The sequence below is a fragment of the Rickettsia typhi str. Wilmington genome, assembly GCF_000008045.1.
GTDB lineage: Bacteria > Pseudomonadota > Alphaproteobacteria > Rickettsiales > Rickettsiaceae > Rickettsia > Rickettsia typhi.
The window spans coordinates 1,057,457-1,080,818 of sequence record NC_006142.1 but is presented as its reverse complement, the minus strand read 5'-3'; the positions used below and the strand labels follow the sequence as shown (position 1 = coordinate 1,080,818).

The following is a 23,362-nucleotide window of genomic DNA, read 5'->3' as shown; positions in this document are numbered from 1 at the left end:
TTACAGCAATCATGATAAGGTATTAGATTTTTCTGCTAATAATAAATAGTAAAGTACTTAGGCGATTAAACGTTATAATATAAGGCAGTGTGGAACAGTAAATTTCACCTCTTTATCATCCCGAACCTTAATCGTGAGATTCAAAAAAATACAATTTTAATATTTTTTAGAACTCGTGATCAATTTATTAGATGATATAATAATAAAGGGCAGGTATCTTATGTTACTATTAAGCTCAATAATTTTTTATTGATGTTAGTTAAGTTAACTATATCATTGCCTCCAGATTGAGCAATGCTTGCTTTTCCACCTCCACCGCTTCCGCCTAAGAATAAAGAAAGTTCTTTTGCAATTATACCTGCATTAAATTTATCCGTTATAGCTTTACTCACTGCAACCGTAATGGATAATTTACCAACCCCATGTGCGATATATACCACTATTAAATTTTCTAGTTTTTGTGTTAGATTTTCAGCAGCTTGACGTAATATTTTATTGTTTATATTCCCTACTTTTTTATACAATAGCTTTATTCCTGCTATTTGTTCAGCTTGCTTTTTAATTTGCTCTATACTTAAATCTAAACCAGCTAAATGAGCTTTTTCTAATTCTTTCTCAAGCTCTTTGTTACGCTCTAAAATATTTGTTACTTTGGTAATAAGCTCATTTTTATTAGTTTTTACACTGCTTTCTATTAATTTAATTAAATTATCTTTTTCTCTTATTAATTTAATTACGAACTCACCACAAACCGCTTCAATTCTACGAACACCTGCTGCTATAGAGCTTTCGCTTATAATTTTAAAAGCGCCAATATCGCCGGTACGTTTAACATGTGTACCGCAGCATAATTCTAAAGAAGTTTCCCCTATTTTAACTACTCTTACTTCGGAGTCGTATTTCTCGCCGAATAGTGCAATAGCTCCTTGCTTAATAGCATCTTCAGTAAACATAACTGTAGTATTTACTTCATGATTGTTTCTTATAATCTCATTTACCTTATCTTCAATTAACGTGATTTCTTCGTTGGTTATGGCTTTAGAATGATTAATATCAAAGCGTAAATAAGTAGAAGTGACTAATGAACCTTTTTGTATCACTTGTTTACCAAGAATTTTATGTAGTACTGCATGTAATATATGTGTTGCAGAGTGATGAATTCTTAAATTCTTCCTATATTTTATGTCTATATTAAAATTAGCATTTTCTCCTATGTTAATCTTCCCCTTTTTCAAAATACATTTATGTACTATAATAGAGCGTAAATATTTTAAAGTATCTATTACTTCTACCTCAGAATCTTGCGAAAATATCATTCCAATGTCACCCATTTGGCCACCAGATTCTCCGTAAAAAGGAGTTTGATTAGCGATTAACAAAAATTGTGTATCTACTTCCTGAATAGTATCAGCTAAATTATTGTTTTTAATTAATGCAATTATTTTACATTTTGCTTCATTAAGTGTATATCCTAAAAATTCCGTGCTACCGTATTGCTCCTTGATATCAAACCACAATTGATCAGTTTTTGACTCACCTGAACCAAGCCAAGATGTTCTAGCACGTTCTTTTTGTATCAGCATTAACTCTTCGAACCCTTTATGGTCAACGGCAATATCGCGGTTTTTGAGAATATCTTCGGTTAAATCAAGTGGGAATCCATATGTATCATATAATTTAAACGCCACTTCTCCTGATAATTTATTGCCTTTTGTTAATGTTTTTGTTTCTTCTGTAAGGAGTTTTAATCCACGTTCTAAAGTAGTTTTAAACCTAATTTCTTCTTGTTCTAGAATGCTACTTATAAAGCCTTCTGCTATCTTAAGTTCAGGATAAATATTGCCCATTAAATCAACAAGTTTTGGTAATAATTTATACATTAACGGCTCTTTTGCTCCCAGCATATGAGCATGACGCATAGCTCGTCTCATAATTCGACGGAGTACGTAACCACGTCCCTCATTTGAAGGGATAATGCCATCAGCTATTAAAAAGCTACTTGCTCGCAAGTGATCTGCTATAACTCGGTAAGAAAATTTAGCTTCTCCATCTACTTTTACTTTTACTATATTTTCAGTAAAATTAATTATTTCTTGAAATAAATCTATGTCATAATTGTTGTTAACATGCTGTAATACTGCAGTCATACGCTCAAGGCCCATACCGGTATCGATTGATTTTTTTGGTAACTCTATTCTAGTCTCTTTATTGATTTGTTCATATTGCATAAATACCATATTCCAAATCTCGATAAATCTATCACAGTCTTCATCTTTAGTACCTGGAAGCCCACCATATATTTCTTCTCCGTGATCGTAAAAAATTTCAGAACAAGGCCCACAAGGACCAGTATCGCCCATAGACCAAAAATTATCATTTGTTTTAATTTTTATTATACGATCATCCCTCAAGCCTGATATTTTTTCCCAATAAGAAGCCGCTGTATCATCAGTATGGTAAATTGTTACATAAAGCTTATCTTTTGGCAGTTCAAATTCTTTAGTTAATAAATCCCAAGTGTAATATATTGCTTGTTCTTTAAAATAGTCACCAAATGAAAAATTACCTAGCATTTCAAAAAAGGTATGATGTCTTGCTGTATAACCGACATGTTCAAGGTCGTTATGTTTGCCTCCGGCTCTAAGAGATTTTTGACTAGTTACTGCTTTATTATAAGATCTTTTTTCTTGTCCTGTAAAAACGTTTTTGAATTGTACCATTCCGGAATTAACAAACATTAAACTAGGGTCATTGTCCGGAATTAAAGAACTAGCTGGTACATGAGTATGATTATTTGCTTTAAAGTAAGTTATAAATTTACTTCTAACTTCTTCAGTGGTAAATTTAGTCATAGTAAGATATATTATTTAATGTTATTTCATTCTAACTGGAGTATGTTCGTCATGAGCTGGAAAAATTGAAAATTGTGACGGCACAATCTCGTATCAAAGTTCTGATATTGCCGCAGCTTCCTACTGATATTTGCAATGACGGTTTGTATACCCATGCAGAAACGATGTCCAGTATAGTAAAATACACTGAATTATGATTAAAATAAATTTATTTATGAAAAATATTTTTGATGCGATTAAACTATATTTTATTACTATATTAAAAATATTTTCTTTTAAAAGAGAAAAGATAGTAGTGTTATTAGGTAATAAAGGTGTATTTCTTAGTACTTTTCTTAATAATAAATTATTAGATCAATTATTTATTCCTAATCATGGACAGGTAGATTTAACGCCATATAAAAACTTTTTGAGTAAATTTCCAAAAAGCGATGTTTATTGTTTACTTGATGGTAGTGAATGTAAGGCGCGGTATGATCATATACCTATATTACAATCAATAGTTAAAATTGATCCTATTGAACAATTTATTGAAGGTTATTTTAATAAAGAAGACATTATATCACATTGTGTTTACGAAATTAGTACAAAACCAAGTGAAATTTGGTCGACTTTAATTATGTCGTGTCCATTTGAAGCCCCTTTAAGTGATATCATTTCATGCATTATAGATAAAAGATCGCTTAATTTAAAAGGAATTTACTTTTTAACATTAGAGCTAAAAGTTATTATAAATAAAATCGTTCAGAATATACAAAATGATAAATATAACGATTATTTTCAAGTGTGTGTATATGTATCACAAACTAGTGGTATAAAATTTATTATCAAACATAAAAATAATATAATAACAATTAGAAATCTTGATTATCCATTTGACAAAACAACTAACTATGTTCAAGGTATTATAGAACAAGAAATTCATGATTTCTTTATATTATTTAAAAACTATATAAGTAATCTTGATCAAAGAGTTTGTGTAATTCTTATAGTAGATGATGAGTTAAAATCTTTATTAGAATCAACAAATTTTGAAGATCGCAATGTAATCTTTATACCGGTTGATAATATATTAAACAAACAAACTTTAGAAAAAGAAAGATTTATAGATGCTAATATTAGTAGGTTGTTTCTAGAATATAAGAGTTTTCCAGCTTACAATAATAATTTAAAATTAATAAAAAAACTAGTAACTATAAAAGATTTGACATTTAAATTATATACTGCACTACTTATAATATTACTATCAGTAGTTTGTATTATCAAATATAATACAAAACAGAATTATAAAGATATTAATTCTATTAATGAAAAATATTATGCAACAAATCAAGAATATGATAGTATAAAATATAAATATCCTTATATTAAAAACACTACCAGTCTAGCTGATTTATATGTAATAGAAAAATTACTAGAAACGCCTGTACCGTTGCCATTTGATTTGCTTGAAATGCTCATAATTAATTTAAATCCAGCTTTTAAATTAGAGGAAATTAAATGGGAATTAACAAATATAGATAATATTTTATTAATTTCTAAGAGACAGTTAATAATCAAATTAATACTTAAATATCATACTAATAATCTATCAATAGATGAATCACTTAAGCTGTTAGATGATCATATGCAAAACGTAAAAAATAAATTATCTCATTTTCAGATAGATTATGTCATATATAAGGATAAAATACTTGATATATTCGGTAAGTTAGTGATTCCTTTATCTGTTAATGTAGTTGATTATAAGACGTAAGTGTCACAATTTATCTTATCCACTGTGTCCAGTAAAACAATAAAATACTAAAACTATTAGTATTTTACTTGGGTCTAATGGTAAATCCACAGTATGACAAAATAAATTTTTGATTCTTATTGCCACGTGAATGAAAGTCTTACTCAATAACTCAAGGTAAAAGTAATGTTTGAAAAATATATTATGTATTTAAAGAATCTTATATTCTTTCAATTTATTATATATTTCTTCTTTATTTTTTTAACTATTTGGATAATAAAAAATTTCCAGCAAGAATACAGTAAGTCTATTCTTGATAAACAAGCTGCACAAGAGAATTTGACAGAAGAGGTTTTAAAGCTTTATTCTGTCATTAACTCTAAAGAAGAAATATTAGAATCTTACAAAAAGTATGTAGCTTTAAGTGTACCAAATAGTGTAAGGCGCTTCAATTATCAAGAATTAATCCCTAGAATAAAAAGCTTAGGTAATAAATATAATTTAGTAGATCCTATAGATGTTTCTATAAATTCAGTATTTTTTAAAAATAATGTGCAGGTAATTGAAGGCGAAAATGGATCGATTCATGTCAATAATTATAGTATAAATATAAAATATGCATGTGCAGACTTCTTGACTTTTCTAAAAATCTTCTCTGAAATTTATTCTTATATGCCTCCTAATACTCTTATATCTTTTGTACGAGTGCGTAATGAAGAAGTATTAACACCTAAGAATATATATAAACTTTCAGTAAATCACGCTCCTCATCTTATTTATACTAAATTGATATTATATATAAGAGAATTATCCTCAAAGTAAATTACTAAAATGAATAATGCAATAGTACTTAATAATGTAAATACTAATTTATTTAAAAAAGATATTGTTAATAATTTTGTTAATAATCTGACTGAATCTACTTGCTCTACTATTGCAAATATGCTTGCTATAGATTATACGCTAAGACTAAATTCTAAGCCGGAAGCTGAAAAATATATTAAAACATGTGTCGCTAGACTAAAAAGTTATTTAGGTATGCGTGTTATTAATGATGATAATTTTTCTGTAGCATTAGAGCTGTTTGCGATAATGATTTATGAATACGAAAATGAGCAAAATAAAGATAATATTTTAGAACAATCACAAAATATAATAGCAACAAATCTTGTAGAAGTTTATTTTGCAGATGAAAAAATAACGAGTGCTGAAAAAGAAAAAATTACAAATATATTTAAGACGCTTTTAAAGGAGAAGAATTTTGACAAAATAATAAATTATGCGGAGTCGCACAAAAAATTATTTAAGATGTCTGTAATGTATGCAATGAAAAAATATAATGATATTGATCAATCAACAATCTGTATAAAACAAGAATTTTCTAAAATATTAGATATGTCTTTAGCATTTACACAAAAATGTAATATTTTTAAACAAACAACAGGGAAAATTGTAGGTGCTGTTTGTGCTTTATTAGTCGGAGCAATTAGTGTTGCAACTGCGGGAGCAGCTTTTTCTATCATAGTTGTACCGACATCAATTTTTGCTATCCGATATGCACCTGCACTCGGAGAAAAAATTGGAGAATTAATTTTAAATAATGATAATGTAATAAAGCTAGAACAAAGTAATATAGAAAAGTTTATGAAAACATTACAAAATAATAAAGAAAATCTTTTATCTCAAGAAAAAAGAAAAAAAATTAAAAACAATATTACAGTTGTCACTCCTACAATAAATTCTAAATTAATTAAAAAAGTGGTTAATAATAAAAAAAACATAGATAGGATTTACTAAAATAGAATTTTAAAAATTTGCTATATCGTCTTTGTAAATTATTGGATACTGAATGTTAAATTATATGCTCTGTCCATAGAGACAACTTATTTTTTAAGTTAATCCTTGTGTATCTACTCTCTTATTTTGTTTGGATTTTACTTGAGAATGTACAATATTCCTTTTATTATCTTTTTAAAATAAATAAAATAACTGAATGAGAAAAATAATCATATCGGGAATGATAGGTAATGCTGCTGAGTGGTTTGATTTTGCATTATATGCACAATTTGCCTATATTATAGGGCAGCATTTTTTTCCTAATTCTGAAATGCGTGATACCTTAACTTTTGCTGTATTTGCTGCAGGTTTTATAGTGCGGCCACTCGGTGGTATTATTTTTGGTAATATTGGAGATAGATTAGGTAGACGTGCAGCTTTAGTTATTAGTATTATAACTATGACAGTACCAACTGTCGGAATAGGGTTATTACCGAGTTATAACACTATTGGAATTGCTGCTCCAATTATTTTAATTATTATTAGGCTTATCCAAGGTTTTTCTCTTGGAGGTGAGTTTAGTGGATGTATTTCATATATAGTCGAGCATGCTTCGATTGAGAAGAGAGGGCTTGCAGGAAGTGCTTCGTTTGTTAGTATGTGTGCTGGGATGCTGCTTGGGCTATTAACTGCGTCCGGTTTTTCTTATTTTATGTCTGCTGATATTCTATTTGAATGGGGATGGAGAGTACCTTTTATCTTAGGATTATTTATTGGTTCTATAGGTTTATATATCAGAAAAAATTTAGCAGAAAGTCCTATTTATAAAAAAGCTAAAGATAAGGGACGGTTAGCACGTTTCCCTTTACGCGAAACATTAACTCAATATCCAAAAGAACTCATGATTGCACTTGGTCTTTATATTACAGTAACTGCTCCTTTTTATACTTCAACGGTTTTTATCGGTAATTTTATGCAAATACTTGGTTATAGTAATCAACAAAGCAGTATTGTAAATAGTATAATATTAATCGTAATGATGATAGTATTTCCTATATCTGCGTATGTTTCAGATAAGGTTGGGCGGCGTCCTGTATTAATATGTGCGATTATCTTGTTAATTTTATTAGTTTATCCTATTTTTGTAGCCTTAGGATCCATGAATATTACTTTAGCTATAATCTCTCAAGTAATATTTGCTGGAATTATAGCTACTTATATGGGACCTATCCCAACGGTTTTAGTTGAGATATTCCCGACTAGAGTAAGATTTACAGGTGTTGCACTTTCATACAACCTTGCAGCTGCTATATTTGGTGGTACTGCTCCAATGGTTGCAATGATTCTAACAAGAATTACTGGCGATAATTATGCTATTTCATATTATTTAATTGCACTTGCCTTGTTATCTTCTATAATCCTAAAATTCTATAAAGAAACATATAAGAAAAATCTAGTAAATTAGGTATAGATATGAGTGAAGTGTTTGAAATACCTAACGGTGAAAGTAAGGTTTTACTACATTGTTGTTGTGCTCCTTGTGTAGGTCCTATAATGGAAAAGATGATAGATAGTAGCATTGAATATACGCTTTTTTTCTATAACCCTAATATTCATCCTAAAAAAGAATATGAGCTTCGTAAAAATGAAAATATTAAGTTTGCAAAGAAGCATAATATAGAATTTATTGATGCAGATTATGATCCGCAAAATTGGTTTAGAAGGGCTAAAGGGATGGAGTTTGAACATGAGAGAGGTAAACGTTGCACAATGTGTTTTGATATGCGTTTTGAGCGCACAGCTTTATATGCTTATGAAAATGGTTTTAAAGTGATTACTAGTTCTCTTGGTATTTCTCGATGGAAAGATATAACACAAATTAATGAATCAGGAATTAGAGCTGCGTCTCATTACGATGGAGTAACTTATTGGACTTATAATTGGCGTAAAAATGGTGGGGCAAGTCGTATTTATGAAATTGCTAAAGAAGAGCATTTTTATAAGCAAGAATTTTGTGGTTGTATTTATTCTTTGCGTGATACCAACGCTTGGAGAATAGCAAATGATCGCCCTAAAATTGATATCGGCAAAGAGTATTATTAGAATTGCATATATTATGTGAAGATCAATAATATTGATATTTAAAATTAACAATTTAATTTATAGAGATATGAAGATAATAAACTTACAGAACTTCATTGCATCATGGTATTTAATGAGTATTATGTCATGAATTAGGTGTTCAAAGATCGCAAGATAAAGCTGACAATTTGAGTTCTAATATATAACTTGATTATGAAAAAACTATCATTTCAACAAATTATTCTGATATTACAAAATTATTGGCAAGATTATGGTTGTGCGATATTGCAGCCTTACGATGCTCATGTTGGAGCAGGTACGTTCCACCCTGCAACTGTGCTTAGATGTCTTGGTACCAAACCATGGTTTGTTGCATATGTTCAGCCATCAAGAAGACCATGTGATAGCAGATACGGTATGCATCCGAATAGAATGCAACATTATTATCAGTTTCAAGTTATTTTAAAACCATCACCAGATAATATTCAAGATTTATATCTTAAAAGTTTAGAATGTTTAAATTTAGATTTAAAAACCCATGATATTAGATTTGTTGAAGATGATTGGGAGTCACCGACACTTGGTGCCTCAGGGCTTGGTTGGGAAGTATGGTGTGATGGTATGGAAGTATCACAATTTACTTATATGCAGCAAGTTGGTGGGATTGAGTGTTATCCTGTTGCCTGTGAAATCACTTATGGCTTAGAGAGACTTGCTTTATATATTCAAGGTATTGATGAAGTAAAAGAGCTCGATTGGAACGGACAGATAGGGGAAAAAGCTTTAAAATACGGTGAAGTAGATTTTGAAGCTGAACGGCAATTTTCAAAATATAATTTAGAGTTTGCAGATAGTGAGATGTTGTTAAGACATTTTAAAGATAGTGGAGAACAATGCGAGAGGTTAGTGAATGTGAACTTACCTATGCCAGCTTATGATGAGTGCCTTAAAGCAAGTCATTACTTTAATCAATTAAATGCGTTAGGTGTAATTAGTGTAACTGAGCGTGCTTCTTATATTTTACGAGTGCGTTATTTAGCTAAAATTTGTTGTATCAAGTGGTTGGAGTTAAGTAGTGAGTGAATTATTATTAGAGCTATTTAGTGAAGAAATACCTGCATTTATGCAAAAAAATGCTGAAGAAGCTTATTTAAATATATTCACAAAAATTTTTAAGGAAAATGAAATATTTGCACAAGTACAAGTCTTCGTAGGACCTCGTAGGATAACACTACATGCTACCAATTTGCCAAAGGTTATTTTGCCAAAAGAGGAAGAAATTAAAGGGCCAAGTATAGAAGCTCCGGAAATCGCGATTAACGGCTTTTGTAAAGTGCATAATGTTAATAAATTCGATCTTTCTACTAAATTAATAAATAAGAAGCTATATTATTTCTTTGTAAAAAAGACACAAGCAAGAGAAATGAAGGAGATTTTGCCAAAGATTATTATAGATGCTATTAATAAATATAGTTGGATAAAATCGATGTTTTGGGGTTGTTATAAAATAAAATGGATAAGACCTTTACGAAATATTTTATGTATATTTGACGGTGAAATATTACCACTGCAATTTGGACATTTAAGCGCTAATAATATTACTTATGGGCATCGTCTTACTAATAATAAAAAATTAGAAATAATAGATTTTGAAAATTATAGAAATAAGCTTTTAGAAAATAACGTTATTTTAGAAAGATTAAAGAGAGAAGAAATCATTAAGGTTGGCTTATTAGAGTTGGCAAACGCGCAAAATCTAAATATAAAACAAGATGCGCGTTTAATAGAAGAAGTAACAGGGCTTAACGAATTTCCTGTCGTATTACTTGGGAAAATACCGCAAAAATTCTTAGAATTACCTGAGGAAGTAATAATCTCTGTGATGCGTAAACATCAGAAATATTTTTGTCTATTCGATAAAACTGGAAATTTTGCTCCATATTTTCTCTTTGTTATTAATGGTAGATTTGTAAATATTGAACTCATTCTTCAAGGAAACGAAAAAGTTTTATCAGCGAGGCTTGCTGATGCTTTATATTTTTATAAGCATGATATAGCTAAAACTTTAGAATCAAGATTCTCTAAATTAGAATCTGTAATATTTCATGCAAAGCTTGGTAGTTTAAAAGAAAAAGTCGATCGTATAACCGATATTTGTCGTTATATAGCTCCAGATAATATAGATTTAATTATGGCAGCTAGACTTTGTAAGAGTGATCTTGTTTCTGATATGGTTGGAGAATTTCCTGATTTACAGGGGATTATGGGCTATTATTATGCAAAGCATGAAGGGCTAAATGAAGAAGTAGCTAAAGCAATTAGAGACCATTATAAACCTCAGGGTTTAAACGATAATGTACCTAGCGGAAATGCTACATTACTTGCTTTAGCAGACAAGTTGGATAGTTTAGTAGGTTTGATTATAGTTGGTGAAACGCCAAATGGTTCAGGTGATCCATATGCTTTAAGGCGTCAAGCTCTTGGTATAATAAGAATAATAATTGAAAATAAATTAGAAATAAATTTTATTAATTTAATTAATTTTGCTGTAAGTTTATACAAGGTTCCAACTAATACTCATTTAGATTCAGTAATATCTTTCTTTGAAGAAAGAGCAAAATTTTACTTTAAAAATGATTATGATATTGCATTAATTAATGCAGTTCTTGATTTAAATTTAGTGGATACCAAATTTAAGCTTGATACATTAAAAGAATTTTTAGTACAAGATGTAGGTAAGCAATTATTAAATGCTTATAAACGAGTTAGTAATATAATTGGTAATCAGAAAATTACTGGCTTAGTTGATGTGAGTCTATTTAGTACGCAGTATGAAAAAGAATTATTTGAAGTAATTCAAATAATTTCTCAACAAATTATAGCTATAATAGCTAATAAAGATTATAAGAAAGCATTAAATTTATTATCATCTTTATTGAAACCAATTACTAGCTTTTTTGATAACGTACTTGTTAATGATTCTGATCCAAAAATCGCTCAAAATCGTTTATCGTTATTACACAATACTTGTGAAGTATTTGATAAAGTAGTTAAGTTTTGTCGTTTGTAGCTTCGTTATCGCATATAGCGTTGATATTTGGATTACTGCTACCTTTGTTATTTTGTGTTTTATTCACGGTACTATTAGTATATTAGTAGTCTTTTGGATATTGTTGTTAAGTCACAATGTGACACTTAATTGAAACCTAACAAAATTAATGCTCAATAAAGCAGTACAATTTATCAAATCCGGTAAAGTAGTTGTGTTTCCAACTGAAACAGTTTATGGGATTGGTGCAGATGCGACAAATAATGAAGCATGTTTAAAAATTTTTCAGTTTAAAAATCGTCCAGTTATTAATCCACTGATCGTGCATGTTGCATCCATAGTGCAAGCAAAAGCTATAGGTGAATTTAATAAACTTGCTGAAAAAATAGCAAGGAAATTTTGGCCTGGACCATTATCTATCGTTGTTCCATTAAAAGATAATGTAAATATTGCCCCTAGTGTAACTGCAGGGCTAAATACAATAGCACTTCGGATACCATCTTATTCTATAGCATTAGCGCTTATCAGACAATCAGTTGTACCTATAGCTGCACCAAGTGCTAATCCTTCAAACTATATTAGTCCGACTAACGCTGAGCATGTTACAAAACATTTTAAAGATAATCGTGAAATTTTTATTTTATCTCCTGAAATCTATCAATGTGAATATGGTTTAGAGTCAACGATCATTGATACTACAACTGTTATTCCTACTATTCTTAGAGAAGGGTTCATCACGTCTGAAATTTTAGAAGAGTTACTTGGAGTAAAAATTTTAAAAGCATCAGAAATAAATAGCATAGTAAAAGCTCCCGGCATGCTTCAAAAACACTATTCTCCCAATGTGCATATTAGATTAAATGCTATAAATTTAAATGATAAAGAAATTGGATTAAATTTTGGCAATAGTAATCTTACAGGAAAATTTGCATTGAATTTAAGCACTGAAGGTAACTTTATAGAAGCTGCAGCAAATCTTTATTCATATTTAAGAATTCTTGACGATTATGCAGCTCTTAATGATATAAATTGTATAGCAGTTGCGCCAGTACCTTTAACGAATATTGGGGCTGCCATTAATGACCGGTTAAAGCGTGCTGCAAAATCATAAATTTTGCTGTTCTATTTTCATTAATCGCTTTTTGATGATATTTGGTGATTATATAATTATCATGCGGTTTTAAATAATCATCGTTATGAATAATTTCAAAATTACCGTTTTGTCTTATTAGTGTAATTGTTTCATAAAAATAATTTTCGATATCTGAAGCAAACACTAAATTACCATTATTTTTTAGCTTATTTTGCAAAATGTTAAGACGTTCCTTATTCAAAATACGTTTTTTCTTTTTTTTGTTTTTTATCCATGGATCAGGAAATAAAATATAGATTCCATCTAAACTATTATTTGGTAAATCGTTTAATATTAAATCTAAATTATTAGGGAATAATAAAAAATTCATTATGTTATGTTGAGCTGCATGTTTTAAAACATTTGCAACTCCGTTTAAATATACCTCTACTCCAATAAAAAGTGTATCAGGGTTAATTTTTGCTTGGTTAATGAAATGCTCGCCCATACCAAAGCCTATCTCAAGAAATATTTTACGCTTTTCACTTGCAAATTTTTCTTTGGAAAATAAATATTTTGGTAATTCGTTATCTAATAATTTTTGTTGCATTTTTGATAAGCTTTTGCCGATTCGTCTTGCATATGATCTATTTAGATTAATAGGTGATATTTCTATTACTCTGTTGTGTGATTGTAAATCTTGATAAATATGATCAATATTATAGCCATAATTCAAAAAGATTTGACACACTTTTTCTGCTTGACTAAACCCTATTTCTAGTATAATCTTACCATTTGGTTTTAAGAATTGTTTTGCATTTTTGGCAATTATACTATAAGCTTCCAAACCATCTTCTTCAGCAAATAATGCAATGTGTGGCTCGTAATTTATTGTTTCAATTGCCATTTCTAGTTTTTCAGAATGCGATATATAAGGCGGATTGCTAACTATAAGATCAAACTTTTGCTTGTTTAGTTTTTCAAACCAATTGCTATGAATAATCTGAATGCGATCAGTTACATTATGTTTTATGGTATTACTTTTAGCAACTTTTATTGCATCGACACTTATATCGGTTGCAATTACGCTCGTGTTTGGTAGTTCGCATAATAAACTGATAGCAATGCAACCGCTACCTGTTCCGAGTTCGAGTATGTTGTAATGCTGTATTGTCTTCACTGAATCTAGGCTTTTTAATTTGGAGCACGTGTTCAAGTCATTGCGTGACACTACTAATCCTATGACCACATCTATCAAAATTTCTGTATCTATACGTGGGATTAATACATGCTTATTCACAATAAATTCACGCGAGTAAAATTCTTTAATACCTGTAATATATGCTATTGGTTCGTGCTCTAACCTTCTCTCTAACAGTTTTTCAAAAGCTTCTATTTCAGCTTCACTCAATTGTTCATTAAGCTTAATAAGTAAATGCTCAATAGGTTTATTTGTTACATGCTGTAATAAAATACGCGCTTCTAATTCTGGTAAATTAATACCTATTTTATTTAATTTATCGTTAGCATTATTAAGAATTTGCTTTATAGAATATTGCATTGGATAGAGGTATTTTTTTGCATCTTTTCTAATATTGTTTATTATTGTTGCATAATGAATGTACTAAGGAAATGTTTATTATCGATATTATTATCTATATGGTTGGTATGTTGATCTGAATTTAATTTATTATGAGCTTTAACAATGATTGAAAATAGCACGCATCATCTATTAAATTATTTGTCAGAGGAGCGATTAAAGTCGAAAATGCTAGTTTGCATCTAATATTCTTGTAGTAAATATGTTTCTGATTTTATCAATCTTAATTACAGATTTTAAGATTTAAGTCAGAAAGTCCATTTTTTCATGATTAAGCTCTAATTAGAAAATTGACTATGTGAAATATAAGCTTTTTATTTACATTAGCTACTTCTGCAGCTAAATCATTAGCATATCTTATGATATGTAAAGATATAAATATATTATTCATTATAATTGAAATACAATTTATGTCAACCTATCTTTTACTTAGATTTTTTATTCTTAAAATCTTGTCTATAGTGCCTAATCGGTTATGATCTCTTGCATATCTCTTGGTATCGCACAAGAAAATTCCATAATCTTATTACTAGTTGGATGTGTAAAACTTAAATACCAAGAATGCAGAGCTTGGCGTTTAAAATCTATTAATTTAGCTTTTAGTTTAGGTGGCGAATTAATAATTTTACGGTTGTTATTACCATAAGTTTGGTCACCAACTACCGAATGCTTTAAATTACTTAACTGTACTCTGATTTGGTGCGTTCTACCGGTACTAAGCTTGCATTCCACCATACTAAGAGTGCCGCCGTAAAATAGCTCTAAAGTCTTGTAATGCGTAACAGCTTTTTTTCCACCGTATTTTAATATTGTCATTTTTTTGCGGTTATTTCTATTACGACCTATATTATTATTAATTATTCCTTCTAGTGGATTAATTACCCCCCAAACTAATGCTTTATATTTTCGTATCACCTGCCTTTGTTCTATCTGTTTGGCAAGTAGCATATGAGCTTTATTATTTTTAGCAACAACCATCAAACCTGTAGTTTCTTTATCTAAACGATGTACTATTCCTGGCCTTTCTGCTGAACCAATATCTGATAAATTCTTTGTATGGTGCAGTAATGCATTAACAAGAGTATTATCATGATGTTTTGCACCTGGATGTACAGTTATACCTGCTGCTTTGTTAATTACTATCAAATCATCATCTTCATAAATTATATCAAGTGTTATATTTGCTGATGTAATTTTTAGTTCTTCAGGCTCTTTAAAAGAAAATAATATAGTATCATTCTCCTTGACCAAAACATCAGAATCAGAAATAATCACATCATTAATTTGTACACAAGAATTCTTAATAGCTTTTTGAACTTGATTTCTTGAGACCTTTTCAAGGAGTGATGATAAAGCTTTATCAAGCCTTGTGTTGTTTAGTTCCTTTGGTATATGATATGTTAACATATTTTATTGTAAGATAATGAATGATATTTTTAAATGGTTAAATGCAATCGGTGTTGAATATTATTGCTACGAACACACACCACAAAAAATACCTAATAATACTGAACTCACTGAAAAGCAACAAGTAGAACTTATGCATACAACAGAAGCGGCATGTAATAATAATGTTCATGATAATATCACTTTATCAAGATCTCTTGCAGATAAAGCTAATAATATCGCAGAACTACGAGAATCTCTACTAAATTTTAATGGTTGCGAACTTAAGAAATTTGCTACTAATACAGTTTTCGGTGATGGTAATCCACAAGCTAAAATTATGTTAATAGGTGAAGCTCCAGGGAATACTGAAGATTTAAAAGGGATACCTTTTTGTGGTGAAAGTGGTAATTTACTTGATAATATGTTGTATGCTATAGGGATTTCACGGAAAAATAATTTTTATATTACTAATATGGTATTTTGGCGTCCTCCTGCTAATAGACAACCGACTCTGGAAGAAGTTGATATTTGTAGACCTTTTGTAGAAAAACATATTGCCCTAATTAATCCTAAGTTACTTATTCTAGTTGGTAGCACTGCTGCAACTAGTTTACTTGGAAAAAATTCATGTATTACTAAAATTAGACAAGAATATTACTTTTATACAAATAAATATATATCAACTCCTATTCAAACTACTGCAATCTTTCACCCTGCATATTTACTGAGACAACCTATGCAAAAACGCACCTCCTGGTATGATCTACTAAAGATTAAGGAATATTTAGTGAATAATAGAGTTATTGCATAACTTGTACATCTAATACTATATATATTTTTCCATATATTTAAGCGTACCATATATTTAAGCGTAATATATGTGTAACAAATACAATGTTTATAGCAGCAAACAGTAAATATTTTTGTTAGAAAATTAGATATCATGACACTAGATTAGTGTACTTGAAATTTATTAAATCAAATGCAGCTCATATTTTTTATAAAATTATTCTGTTATTAAATGCATGTAATATAAGATAAATAAAGTATAAAAATACTTTAGAAATAGTAAAAGAAATTTATCACTGAAATTGTTTGTATTATGTGGTTACAGATTTTTTAAAAGAAAAAAATATTAGTATGGTATATTGAAGTGTTAGCGTAATATTTTATGGATCACAATAAGGAGTTATTTTTTCTGTAAAAGATATAGTAAGAAGAGGAGGAGGTATAGCATATAATAAAGCTAATATAAAAATATTATCTAGAAAATTGCATTTTTATTCAAAAAAGCTTTTAACTTATAGCGAAAATAGAGGTGTATGTGTTTTTAATTTTCATTAACCTTACACGTTGAGTAAGATATCAAAGAAAATTTATAAATCATAATTCATTTCTAATTTCCTATAATTAGGGTTATACTTACTGATGTAAAATAAGGTATATACATTATGACTAATGGAAATAATAATAATTTAGAATTTGCGGAATTAAAAATTAGAGGTAAAATGTTTAAATTACCTATACTTAAAGCAAGTATAGGTAAAGATGTAATAGATATAAGTAGGGTATCTGCGGAAGCCGATTGCTTTACTTACGATCCAGGTTTTATGTCTACTGCTTCTTGTCAATCTACCATCACATATATAGACGGTGATAAAGGAATCTTATGGCATCGAGGATATGATATTAAAGACTTAGCTGAGAAAAGTGATTTTTTAGAAGTGGCATATTTGATGATTTATGGGGAACTACCAAGTAGTGAGCAGTATCATAATTTTACTACAAAGATTGCTCATCATGCATTAGTAAATGAAAGATTACACTATTTATTTCAAACCTTTTGTAGTTCTTCTCATCCTATGGCTATTATGCTTGCAGCTGTTGGTTCTCTTTCAGCATTTTATCCTGATTTATTGAATTTTAATGAAACAGACTATGAACTTACCGCTATTAGAATGATTGCTAAGATACCTACTATCGCTGCAATGTCTTATAAATATTCTATAGGGCAGCCATTTATTTATCCTGATAATTCATTAGATTTTACCGAAAATTTTCTACATATGATGTTTGCAACTCCTTGTACTAAATATAAAGTAAATCCAATAATAAAAAATGCGCTTAATAAGATATTTATCTTACATGCAGACCATGAGCAGAATGCTTCTACTTCAACAGTACGAATTGCTGGCTCATCAGGAGCTAATCCTTTTGCATGTATTAGCACTGGTATTGCATCACTTTGGGGGCCTGCTCACGGTGGAGCTAATGAAGCAGTGATAAATATGCTTAAAGAAATTGGTAGTTCTGAGAATATTCCTAAATATGTAGCTAAAGCTAAAGACAAAAATGATCCATTTAGGTTAATGGGTTTTGGTCATCGAGTATATAAAAGTTATGACCCGCGTGCTGCAGTACTTAAAGAAACTTGTAAAGAAGTATTAAATGAACTAGGGCAGTTAGAAAATAATCCGTTGTTACAAATAGCAATAGAACTTGAAGCTCTTGCTCTTAAAGATGAATATTTTATTGAGAGAAAATTATATCCAAATGTTGATTTTTATTCAGGCATTATCTATAAAGCTATGGGTATACCGTCGCAAATGTTCACTGTACTTTTTGCAATAGCAAGAACCGTAGGTTGGATGGCGCAATGGAAAGAAATGCACGAAGATCCTGAACAAAAAATCAGTAGACCTAGACAACTTTACACTGGTTATGTACATAGAGAATATAAGTGTATTGTAGAAAGAAAGTGACGAATTAAAATTCTATTTACTAGGTTATTAATAAATTTGTCTCATAAAGTCAAACTAAAATTATATGAGATATAAAGGTGATAAATTTAGTGATTTAGATGATGAATTAGAAATATAATTACTTCATCTAAAATTTTTTAGCAAAAATCATCATTTTAATAAAAAAGATGCTTTTTGTATTATGTGTTGTCCAATGCGCGATAATTTTTATTTTTTAAATATTACGGAAACCTAGAAAAATTAGAATAATATCACATTCTATAATCAAGATAGAATACCATTAAATAAATTCACATCTGCAATCCTTTTGGAAGATTAATCAGAAGATTAAGAGGAAATTTATAATTTATATTATAATAATTAAAGCTTACTAACAACTTTTAAATTTTAAAACACTTATATCACTAACAAGAAAGTAAAATGCATTTTATTGATGAAGTTAAAATATATATAAAAGGTGGAAACGGCGGCAATGGTTGTATTAGTTTTCATCGTGAGAAATTTGTTGACAGAGGTGGACCGGATGGTGGAGATGGTGGATTTGGTGGCAGTGTTATTTTTAGAAGTAATCACCATATTAATACATTAGTGAACTATCGATATCAACAGCATTTTATCGCAGAAAACGGTGGAAACGGCAAAGGTTCAAATCGCAGTGGTAAATCAGGAAAATCATTAATTCTTGATGTTCCAATCGGTACTCAAATTTTTTCTGAGGACGGCAATATATTATTGCATGATTTCACGGAAGATGAAAAAAGTTTTGAAATAATTAAAGGAGGATGTGGTGGTCTTGGTAACAGCCATTTCAAAACATCTGTTAATCAAGCGCCAAGAAAGCGTACAGAAGGAGAAATTGCGCAAGAAATGTGGATTCATTTGAGACTAAAACTACTTTCTGATGTTGGGCTTGTTGGGTTACCCAATGCAGGTAAATCTACTTTTTTATCTGTTGTAACAGCAGCGAAACCTAAGATTGCTGATTATCCATTTACTACTTTAGTGCCAAATCTTGGAGTTGTATATATTAATGATGAAGAGTTTGTAATAGCTGATATTCCAGGTTTGATTGCAGGAGCTCACCAAGGACACGGACTTGGAGATAAATTCTTAAAGCATATAGAAAGATGTAATGTATTAATACATTTAATAGATGGTTCTAGTCATAATGTAATCGCAGATTATGATACTGTACGTTTTGAACTTGAATCATATTCGGATTATTTAAAAAATAAAATCGAAATCATATGTATTAATAAATGTGATGTTCTTACTGATGAGGAAATACAAAAAAAAATAAAGAAGCTTCAGAGAGTTACTAATAAAGTAGTGCACCCTATTTCTACTTATACTAATCTAGGTGTGAATAAAATAGTTAAACTTGCTTTAGAGATTATAAAAAATCAAATATAGTAATATTTAAGTATTAACTACGTGCACCAATTTTTGTAAAGTAAAACTATAGTAAATAAGAAAATCTGATTTAAATTTATTATTTCTACCTAAATCTACGATTACTAATCATGACTTAATTGTTCTACGTTGTATTATAGCAATGACAATTAATTAACTTTAAATTAAACTAATACGTTGCTGTTCTTCGGTTTCAAGATATTTTTCTAGCTCTTCCTTAGAATATCTCTTTTCTTTAAGTTGTATTTCATTATTAAATATATATTGTACAGTTTTATCTTCTAATGCAGGACCTCTAAGCCCTTCAATGGCTCTAGGATTATTTTTGTAAAAATCAAATATCATATTTTCTTGTCCAGGAAAATTACGTGCTTGCTGCATAATAACTTTTTTCAAATCATCAGGCTCTAGTTGTAAATTTTTAAATTTTGCGTACTCAGCAAGTAATAAGCCTATGCGTACACGTCGTAGTGCTAATTTATTATAATATTCTATTATTTCTTTAGAGGATTTCCCATTTAATAATGATCCATCATGTTTATTTTTATCGGTTTCGGATTTTAAAATATTTTTTTCTTGCTCTAATAAAGATTCTGGTACATCAAAATCTAACAATTTTTCTAACTTATCAAATAAGTTCATTTTCATTATAGTATTAATAGCTTCTTCTGACTCATTTTCTATTTGTTTAGCAAAATGTGTACGTAATTCTTCAAGGCTATTACTCTGGAATTTTTTAGCAAACTCCTCATCAATAACAGTAGGTTCTGCAGTATGTACTGCTTTAATTTGTACTACAAAATGAGCATCTTTACCTGATAAATTTCTAGCATGGTAATTTTCAGGAAAAGTAACATTAACATCTACTTTACTACCTGTTTTAGAACCTATTAATTGTTGTTCAAAACCTGGAATAAGTGTATTACTACCTATTATTACCTTAAAATCATTTAATTTGCCCTCATCAAAAGCTCTATCCTTAATATATCCGATTGCATCAATAGTAACCTGATCACCATCTTTTATTTTTGTTTTACTTTCTTTAGTATAACATTTTGTTAATGCAGCAAGTTTTTCTAATTGTGCTTCGACATCTTTAGAGTTTACTGCTAATTTTGGACGATCTAGTGAGATTTTCTTTAAATCTGGAATAGTAATCTTAGGTAACAATTCTATTTTTACTGTAAATTCTAAAGCTTTATCGGGTTCGTTTTGCAATTCTTCAATTTTTGGTCTGCCGATTATATTTAGATTATACTCTTTAATAACGTGATTTACTAAATTGTTAATTCTTTTTTCTATTATATCATTCCTAATAGAAATACCGTATTTCTTCTTAACAATTGAAATAGGTACTTTACCAACTCTAAAACCCGCTACTTTAACTTTTTTGGTTAAATCAAGTAATTCTTTTTGAATGTCGTAATCTATTTCACTTAAAGGAGTAGAGATTCTTGCATGAAAATTCAATCCTTCATTTTTTAATACGATAATCCCCATTTTAATAATCCATTAATTCTGTATATAGCGTGCAATCAAAATAAACTATAGAGCTGAAATATGCAATAGTTTTTGTAAAATCCTATTATAGGCATTTCTAACTGTGAGTTTTGCAAAATTTACATTTGCTGTTAGATTAATTATCTATTTTTGTCATTAATAAATATTTAGTATGAGTACTTAACAGAACTTTTCTATAGAAGTAAGACCTTGCTTCTTATAATTTTAAAGGCTTACAACAACTTTGGATTCATCAAATATAGATCGGTTATTATATAGTCAAAATCCTTCTGTAATTTCTATTGTTTTTTGCTAATGCTTGAGCATTGAGTAATTGTTTATCATTGCTTGCTCACTCTTTTTCTTGGTTATTCCGTATAACTATCAACTATCTATCTTACTATTTTAGAACTCAACTATTCTTAAGTATAGGTTTAATGAGTGTCATAATTGCAGTTTTATCATCAAAAAAGGACATTGTCATTATTATTAAGTTTTACTTTGTAATCAACTAGCTATAGTCGATTTGTATCAGTGCTTTTTCTTTTTTATGATTTCTACTGTGTTTTGGTCAAGAATAGAGCTTTAAATAAATTTATAGTATTCTATGGTATTTTTTGCAATAAACGTGATGATGAAGGAGTAAAAAAGCAAATAAATTTTGTATAATGTTTGTTACTTTGTTTACCATTATTGTAATCACGAGCTAAACTACTGAAAGTATTATTGATATATAATTCCTAGCTAACAAAAGAAATTATATATCAATTATGCAACACAGTTGAAAATTTCTTGTAATTATGTCATGCAATAAGATGTAAACGTACTTCTTTGTTCAGTTCTTTTGTAGAGGATAATTCTATATCAAGCTCTGCAAATATATGTACTAATGCTGTAGATAAATCGTTAATCATTTTATCAGTATGGGCAGGTGTTGGGATGATACGTAGGCGTTCTGTACCTCGTGGTACTGTTGGAAAATTGATATGTTGAACGTAAATACCATATTCATTAAGGAGCATATTTGATACTTTCGTTGCTTTAATCGGGTCACCAATAATTATTGGTATTATATGACTTTCATTTTTCAAGTAAGGTATATTAAAATGTTCAAAAGAGTTTTTAAGCTTTGTCACTACTTCTTGATGTTTTATTCGTTCTTCATTTGATACTTTAAGATGTCTAATACTATGGGTTGCAGCAGTAGAAATTACTGGTGGAAGGGAAGTGGTAAAAATAAATCCTGGGGCAGTTAGTCTTATAGCGTCGATTAAATTATAGTTGCTCGTGATGTAACCACCGATAGTACCGTATGCTTTAGCAAGTGTTCCTTGGATAATATCAATTTGATTGCTACAATCAAGAAGTTCAGAAATGCCACCACCCTGTTTACCGTATAAACCGACTGTATGTACTTCATCGATAAATGTTAAAGCATTATATTTTTTAGCTAAGTTGATTATGTCTTTGATAGGTGAGAAAAAGCCATCCATAGAGTATGCTGATTCAAAAACAATAATTTTAGGTTTATTTATATCAACTGATTGTAGAAGTTTTTCTAGGTGCTGAACATCTAAATGTCTATATACATACTTCTCAGCTCTTGAACTTGTAATGCCTGCAATTATTGATGCATGATTTAGTTCATCTGAGAAAAATACTATATCAGGTATAATTTTAGCAAGGCTTGCAAGTGTTGTATCATTTGCAACAAAACCAGAAGTAAAAACTAAAGCTGTTTCTTTGCTATGTAAATCTGCGAGTTCTTTTTCGAGTTCAAGAATAGAAATATTATTACCCCCAATATTGCGAGTTCCACCTGATCCTACTCCGTATTCTAGCAATGCATCTATAGAAGCTTGCATTACTTTTATATGTTTGCTCATACCTAAATAGTCGTTAATACACCACATAACTATTTGTTTGTCTTCATACTCTGCAAAAGGGAAATTATCTGCTTGTCTTTTTAAAGACTTAAATTCTCGATATCTTCCTTCACTTTTAATTTTGTCTATATGTTTATTAAATATAGTATCGTAATAAGACATTATTGGTTTGTTAGAAATTTTTATGTGAATTGTAAAATGTACTATGTCATACTTGTTGCTTGAACACAGAAAATACCAATATTC

General features: G+C 29.4%; 16 protein-coding genes. 11 read left to right on the top strand and 5 right to left on the bottom strand.

What is annotated here, in order from left to right; genetic code table 11:
• Nucleotides 1-218: 218 nt before the first annotated feature.
• Complete coding sequence (alaS, locus tag RT_RS04155; protein WP_011191273.1) at nt 219-2,852, bottom strand: alanine--tRNA ligase; 2,634 nt, start codon at nt 2,850-2,852, stop codon at nt 219-221.
• A gap of 193 nt (nt 2,853-3,045) precedes the next feature.
• Between alaS and RT_RS04150 the strand changes: the two genes are divergently transcribed.
• The 8 genes from RT_RS04150 (at nt 3,046) to RT_RS04115 (ending at nt 12,605) form a co-directional block, all read left to right on the top strand.
• A complete protein-coding gene (locus RT_RS04150) occupies nt 3,046-4,608 on the top strand; it encodes a hypothetical protein (protein WP_011191272.1) in 1,563 nt (520 codons plus the stop codon).
• Nucleotides 4,609-4,773: 165 nt separating this feature from the next.
• Complete coding sequence (locus tag RT_RS04145) at nt 4,774-5,409, top strand: hypothetical protein (RefSeq protein ID WP_011191271.1); 636 nt, start codon at nt 4,774-4,776, stop codon at nt 5,407-5,409.
• A gap of 9 nt (nt 5,410-5,418) precedes the next feature.
• The gene (locus tag RT_RS04140; RefSeq protein WP_011191270.1) at nt 5,419-6,384 is read left to right on the top strand and encodes an RP853 family protein; all 966 of its coding nucleotides are present in this window, start codon (nt 5,419-5,421) and stop codon (nt 6,382-6,384) included.
• A 196-nt stretch (nt 6,385-6,580) separates the two neighbouring features.
• Nucleotides 6,581-7,828: a metabolite/H+ symporter gene (locus tag RT_RS04135; RefSeq protein WP_011191269.1), complete on the top strand. Its 1,248-nt coding sequence runs from the start codon at nt 6,581-6,583 to the stop codon at nt 7,826-7,828.
• 8 nt (nt 7,829-7,836) lie between these two features.
• A complete protein-coding gene (locus tag RT_RS04130) occupies nt 7,837-8,466 on the top strand; it encodes an epoxyqueuosine reductase QueH (protein WP_011191268.1) in 630 nt (209 codons plus the stop codon).
• A 192-nt stretch (nt 8,467-8,658) separates the two neighbouring features.
• Nucleotides 8,659-9,528: a glycine--tRNA ligase subunit alpha gene (locus RT_RS04125; protein ID WP_011191267.1), complete on the top strand. Its 870-nt coding sequence runs from the start codon at nt 8,659-8,661 to the stop codon at nt 9,526-9,528.
• The gene (gene glyS / locus RT_RS04120; protein WP_011191266.1) at nt 9,521-11,515 is read left to right on the top strand and encodes a glycine--tRNA ligase subunit beta; all 1,995 of its coding nucleotides are present in this window, start codon (nt 9,521-9,523) and stop codon (nt 11,513-11,515) included. Before RT_RS04125 ends, glyS begins: the two co-directional genes overlap by 8 nt.
• 148 nt (nt 11,516-11,663) lie before the next feature.
• Nucleotides 11,664-12,605, top strand: coding sequence for an L-threonylcarbamoyladenylate synthase (locus tag RT_RS04115; RefSeq protein WP_011191265.1), 942 nt, complete (start codon nt 11,664-11,666; stop codon nt 12,603-12,605).
• Here the strand turns inward: RT_RS04115 and trmB are convergent.
• On the bottom strand, nt 12,571-14,127 hold the full coding sequence (gene trmB, locus RT_RS04110) for a bifunctional peptide chain release factor N(5)-glutamine methyltransferase PrmC/tRNA (guanosine(46)-N7)-methyltransferase TrmB (protein ID WP_011191264.1): 1,557 nt from the start codon (nt 14,125-14,127) through the stop codon (nt 12,571-12,573). The genes RT_RS04115 and trmB overlap by 35 nt on opposite strands.
• Nucleotides 14,128-14,631: 504 nt before the next feature.
• The gene (locus RT_RS04105) at nt 14,632-15,573 is read right to left on the bottom strand and encodes an RluA family pseudouridine synthase (protein WP_011191262.1); all 942 of its coding nucleotides are present in this window, start codon (nt 15,571-15,573) and stop codon (nt 14,632-14,634) included.
• Nucleotides 15,574-15,589: 16 nt separating this feature from the next.
• Here RT_RS04105 and RT_RS04100 point away from each other — a divergent pair, with 16 nt between their 5' ends.
• The 3 genes from RT_RS04100 to obgE all read left to right on the top strand — a co-directional run bounded on the left by RT_RS04100 (nt 15,590) and on the right by obgE (nt 19,730).
• The gene (locus tag RT_RS04100) at nt 15,590-16,366 is read left to right on the top strand and encodes a uracil-DNA glycosylase (RefSeq protein WP_011191261.1); all 777 of its coding nucleotides are present in this window, start codon (nt 15,590-15,592) and stop codon (nt 16,364-16,366) included.
• Nucleotides 16,367-17,006: 640 nt separating this feature from the next.
• Nucleotides 17,007-18,317, top strand: a complete 1,311-nt coding sequence (locus tag RT_RS04095; RefSeq protein WP_011191260.1) for a citrate synthase — start codon at nt 17,007-17,009, stop codon at nt 18,315-18,317.
• A 420-nt stretch (nt 18,318-18,737) separates the two neighbouring features.
• Complete coding sequence (gene obgE / locus RT_RS04090; RefSeq protein ID WP_011191259.1) at nt 18,738-19,730, top strand: GTPase ObgE; 993 nt, start codon at nt 18,738-18,740, stop codon at nt 19,728-19,730.
• A gap of 159 nt (nt 19,731-19,889) precedes the next feature.
• Here obgE and tig read toward each other — a convergent pair whose 3' ends face one another.
• Both tig and hemA read right to left on the bottom strand, forming a co-directional pair.
• On the bottom strand, nt 19,890-21,230 hold the full coding sequence (gene tig, locus RT_RS04085; protein ID WP_011191258.1) for a trigger factor: 1,341 nt from the start codon (nt 21,228-21,230) through the stop codon (nt 19,890-19,892).
• An 803-nt stretch (nt 21,231-22,033) separates the two neighbouring features.
• Nucleotides 22,034-23,278 carry a 5-aminolevulinate synthase gene (gene hemA / locus RT_RS04080; protein ID WP_011191257.1) on the bottom strand — a complete coding sequence of 415 codons (1,245 nt, stop codon included), beginning with the start codon at nt 23,276-23,278 and terminating at the stop codon, nt 22,034-22,036.
• Between the last annotated feature and the right edge of the window lie 84 nt (nt 23,279-23,362).

Coding starts and splice junctions, on each gene's coding strand:
- alaS (WP_011191273.1), bottom strand. CDS start 2,852: ATGACTAAATTTACCACTGAAGAAGTTAGAAGTAAATTTATAACTTAC.
- RT_RS04150 (WP_011191272.1), top strand. CDS start 3,046: ATGATTAAAATAAATTTATTTATGAAAAATATTTTTGATGCGATTAAA.
- RT_RS04145 (WP_011191271.1), top strand. CDS start 4,774: ATGTTTGAAAAATATATTATGTATTTAAAGAATCTTATATTCTTTCAA.
- RT_RS04140 (WP_011191270.1), top strand. CDS start 5,419: ATGAATAATGCAATAGTACTTAATAATGTAAATACTAATTTATTTAAA.
- RT_RS04135 (WP_011191269.1), top strand. CDS start 6,581: ATGAGAAAAATAATCATATCGGGAATGATAGGTAATGCTGCTGAGTGG.
- RT_RS04130 (WP_011191268.1), top strand. CDS start 7,837: ATGAGTGAAGTGTTTGAAATACCTAACGGTGAAAGTAAGGTTTTACTA.
- RT_RS04125 (WP_011191267.1), top strand. CDS start 8,659: ATGAAAAAACTATCATTTCAACAAATTATTCTGATATTACAAAATTAT.
- RT_RS04115 (WP_011191265.1), top strand. CDS start 11,664: ATGCTCAATAAAGCAGTACAATTTATCAAATCCGGTAAAGTAGTTGTG.
- trmB (WP_011191264.1), bottom strand. CDS start 14,127: ATGCAATATTCTATAAAGCAAATTCTTAATAATGCTAACGATAAATTA.
- RT_RS04105 (WP_011191262.1), bottom strand. CDS start 15,573: ATGTTAACATATCATATACCAAAGGAACTAAACAACACAAGGCTTGAT.
- RT_RS04100 (WP_011191261.1), top strand. CDS start 15,590: ATGAATGATATTTTTAAATGGTTAAATGCAATCGGTGTTGAATATTAT.
- RT_RS04095 (WP_011191260.1), top strand. CDS start 17,007: ATGACTAATGGAAATAATAATAATTTAGAATTTGCGGAATTAAAAATT.
- obgE (WP_011191259.1), top strand. CDS start 18,738: ATGCATTTTATTGATGAAGTTAAAATATATATAAAAGGTGGAAACGGC.
- tig (WP_011191258.1), bottom strand. CDS start 21,230: ATGGGGATTATCGTATTAAAAAATGAAGGATTGAATTTTCATGCAAGA.
- hemA (WP_011191257.1), bottom strand. CDS start 23,278: ATGTCTTATTACGATACTATATTTAATAAACATATAGACAAAATTAAA.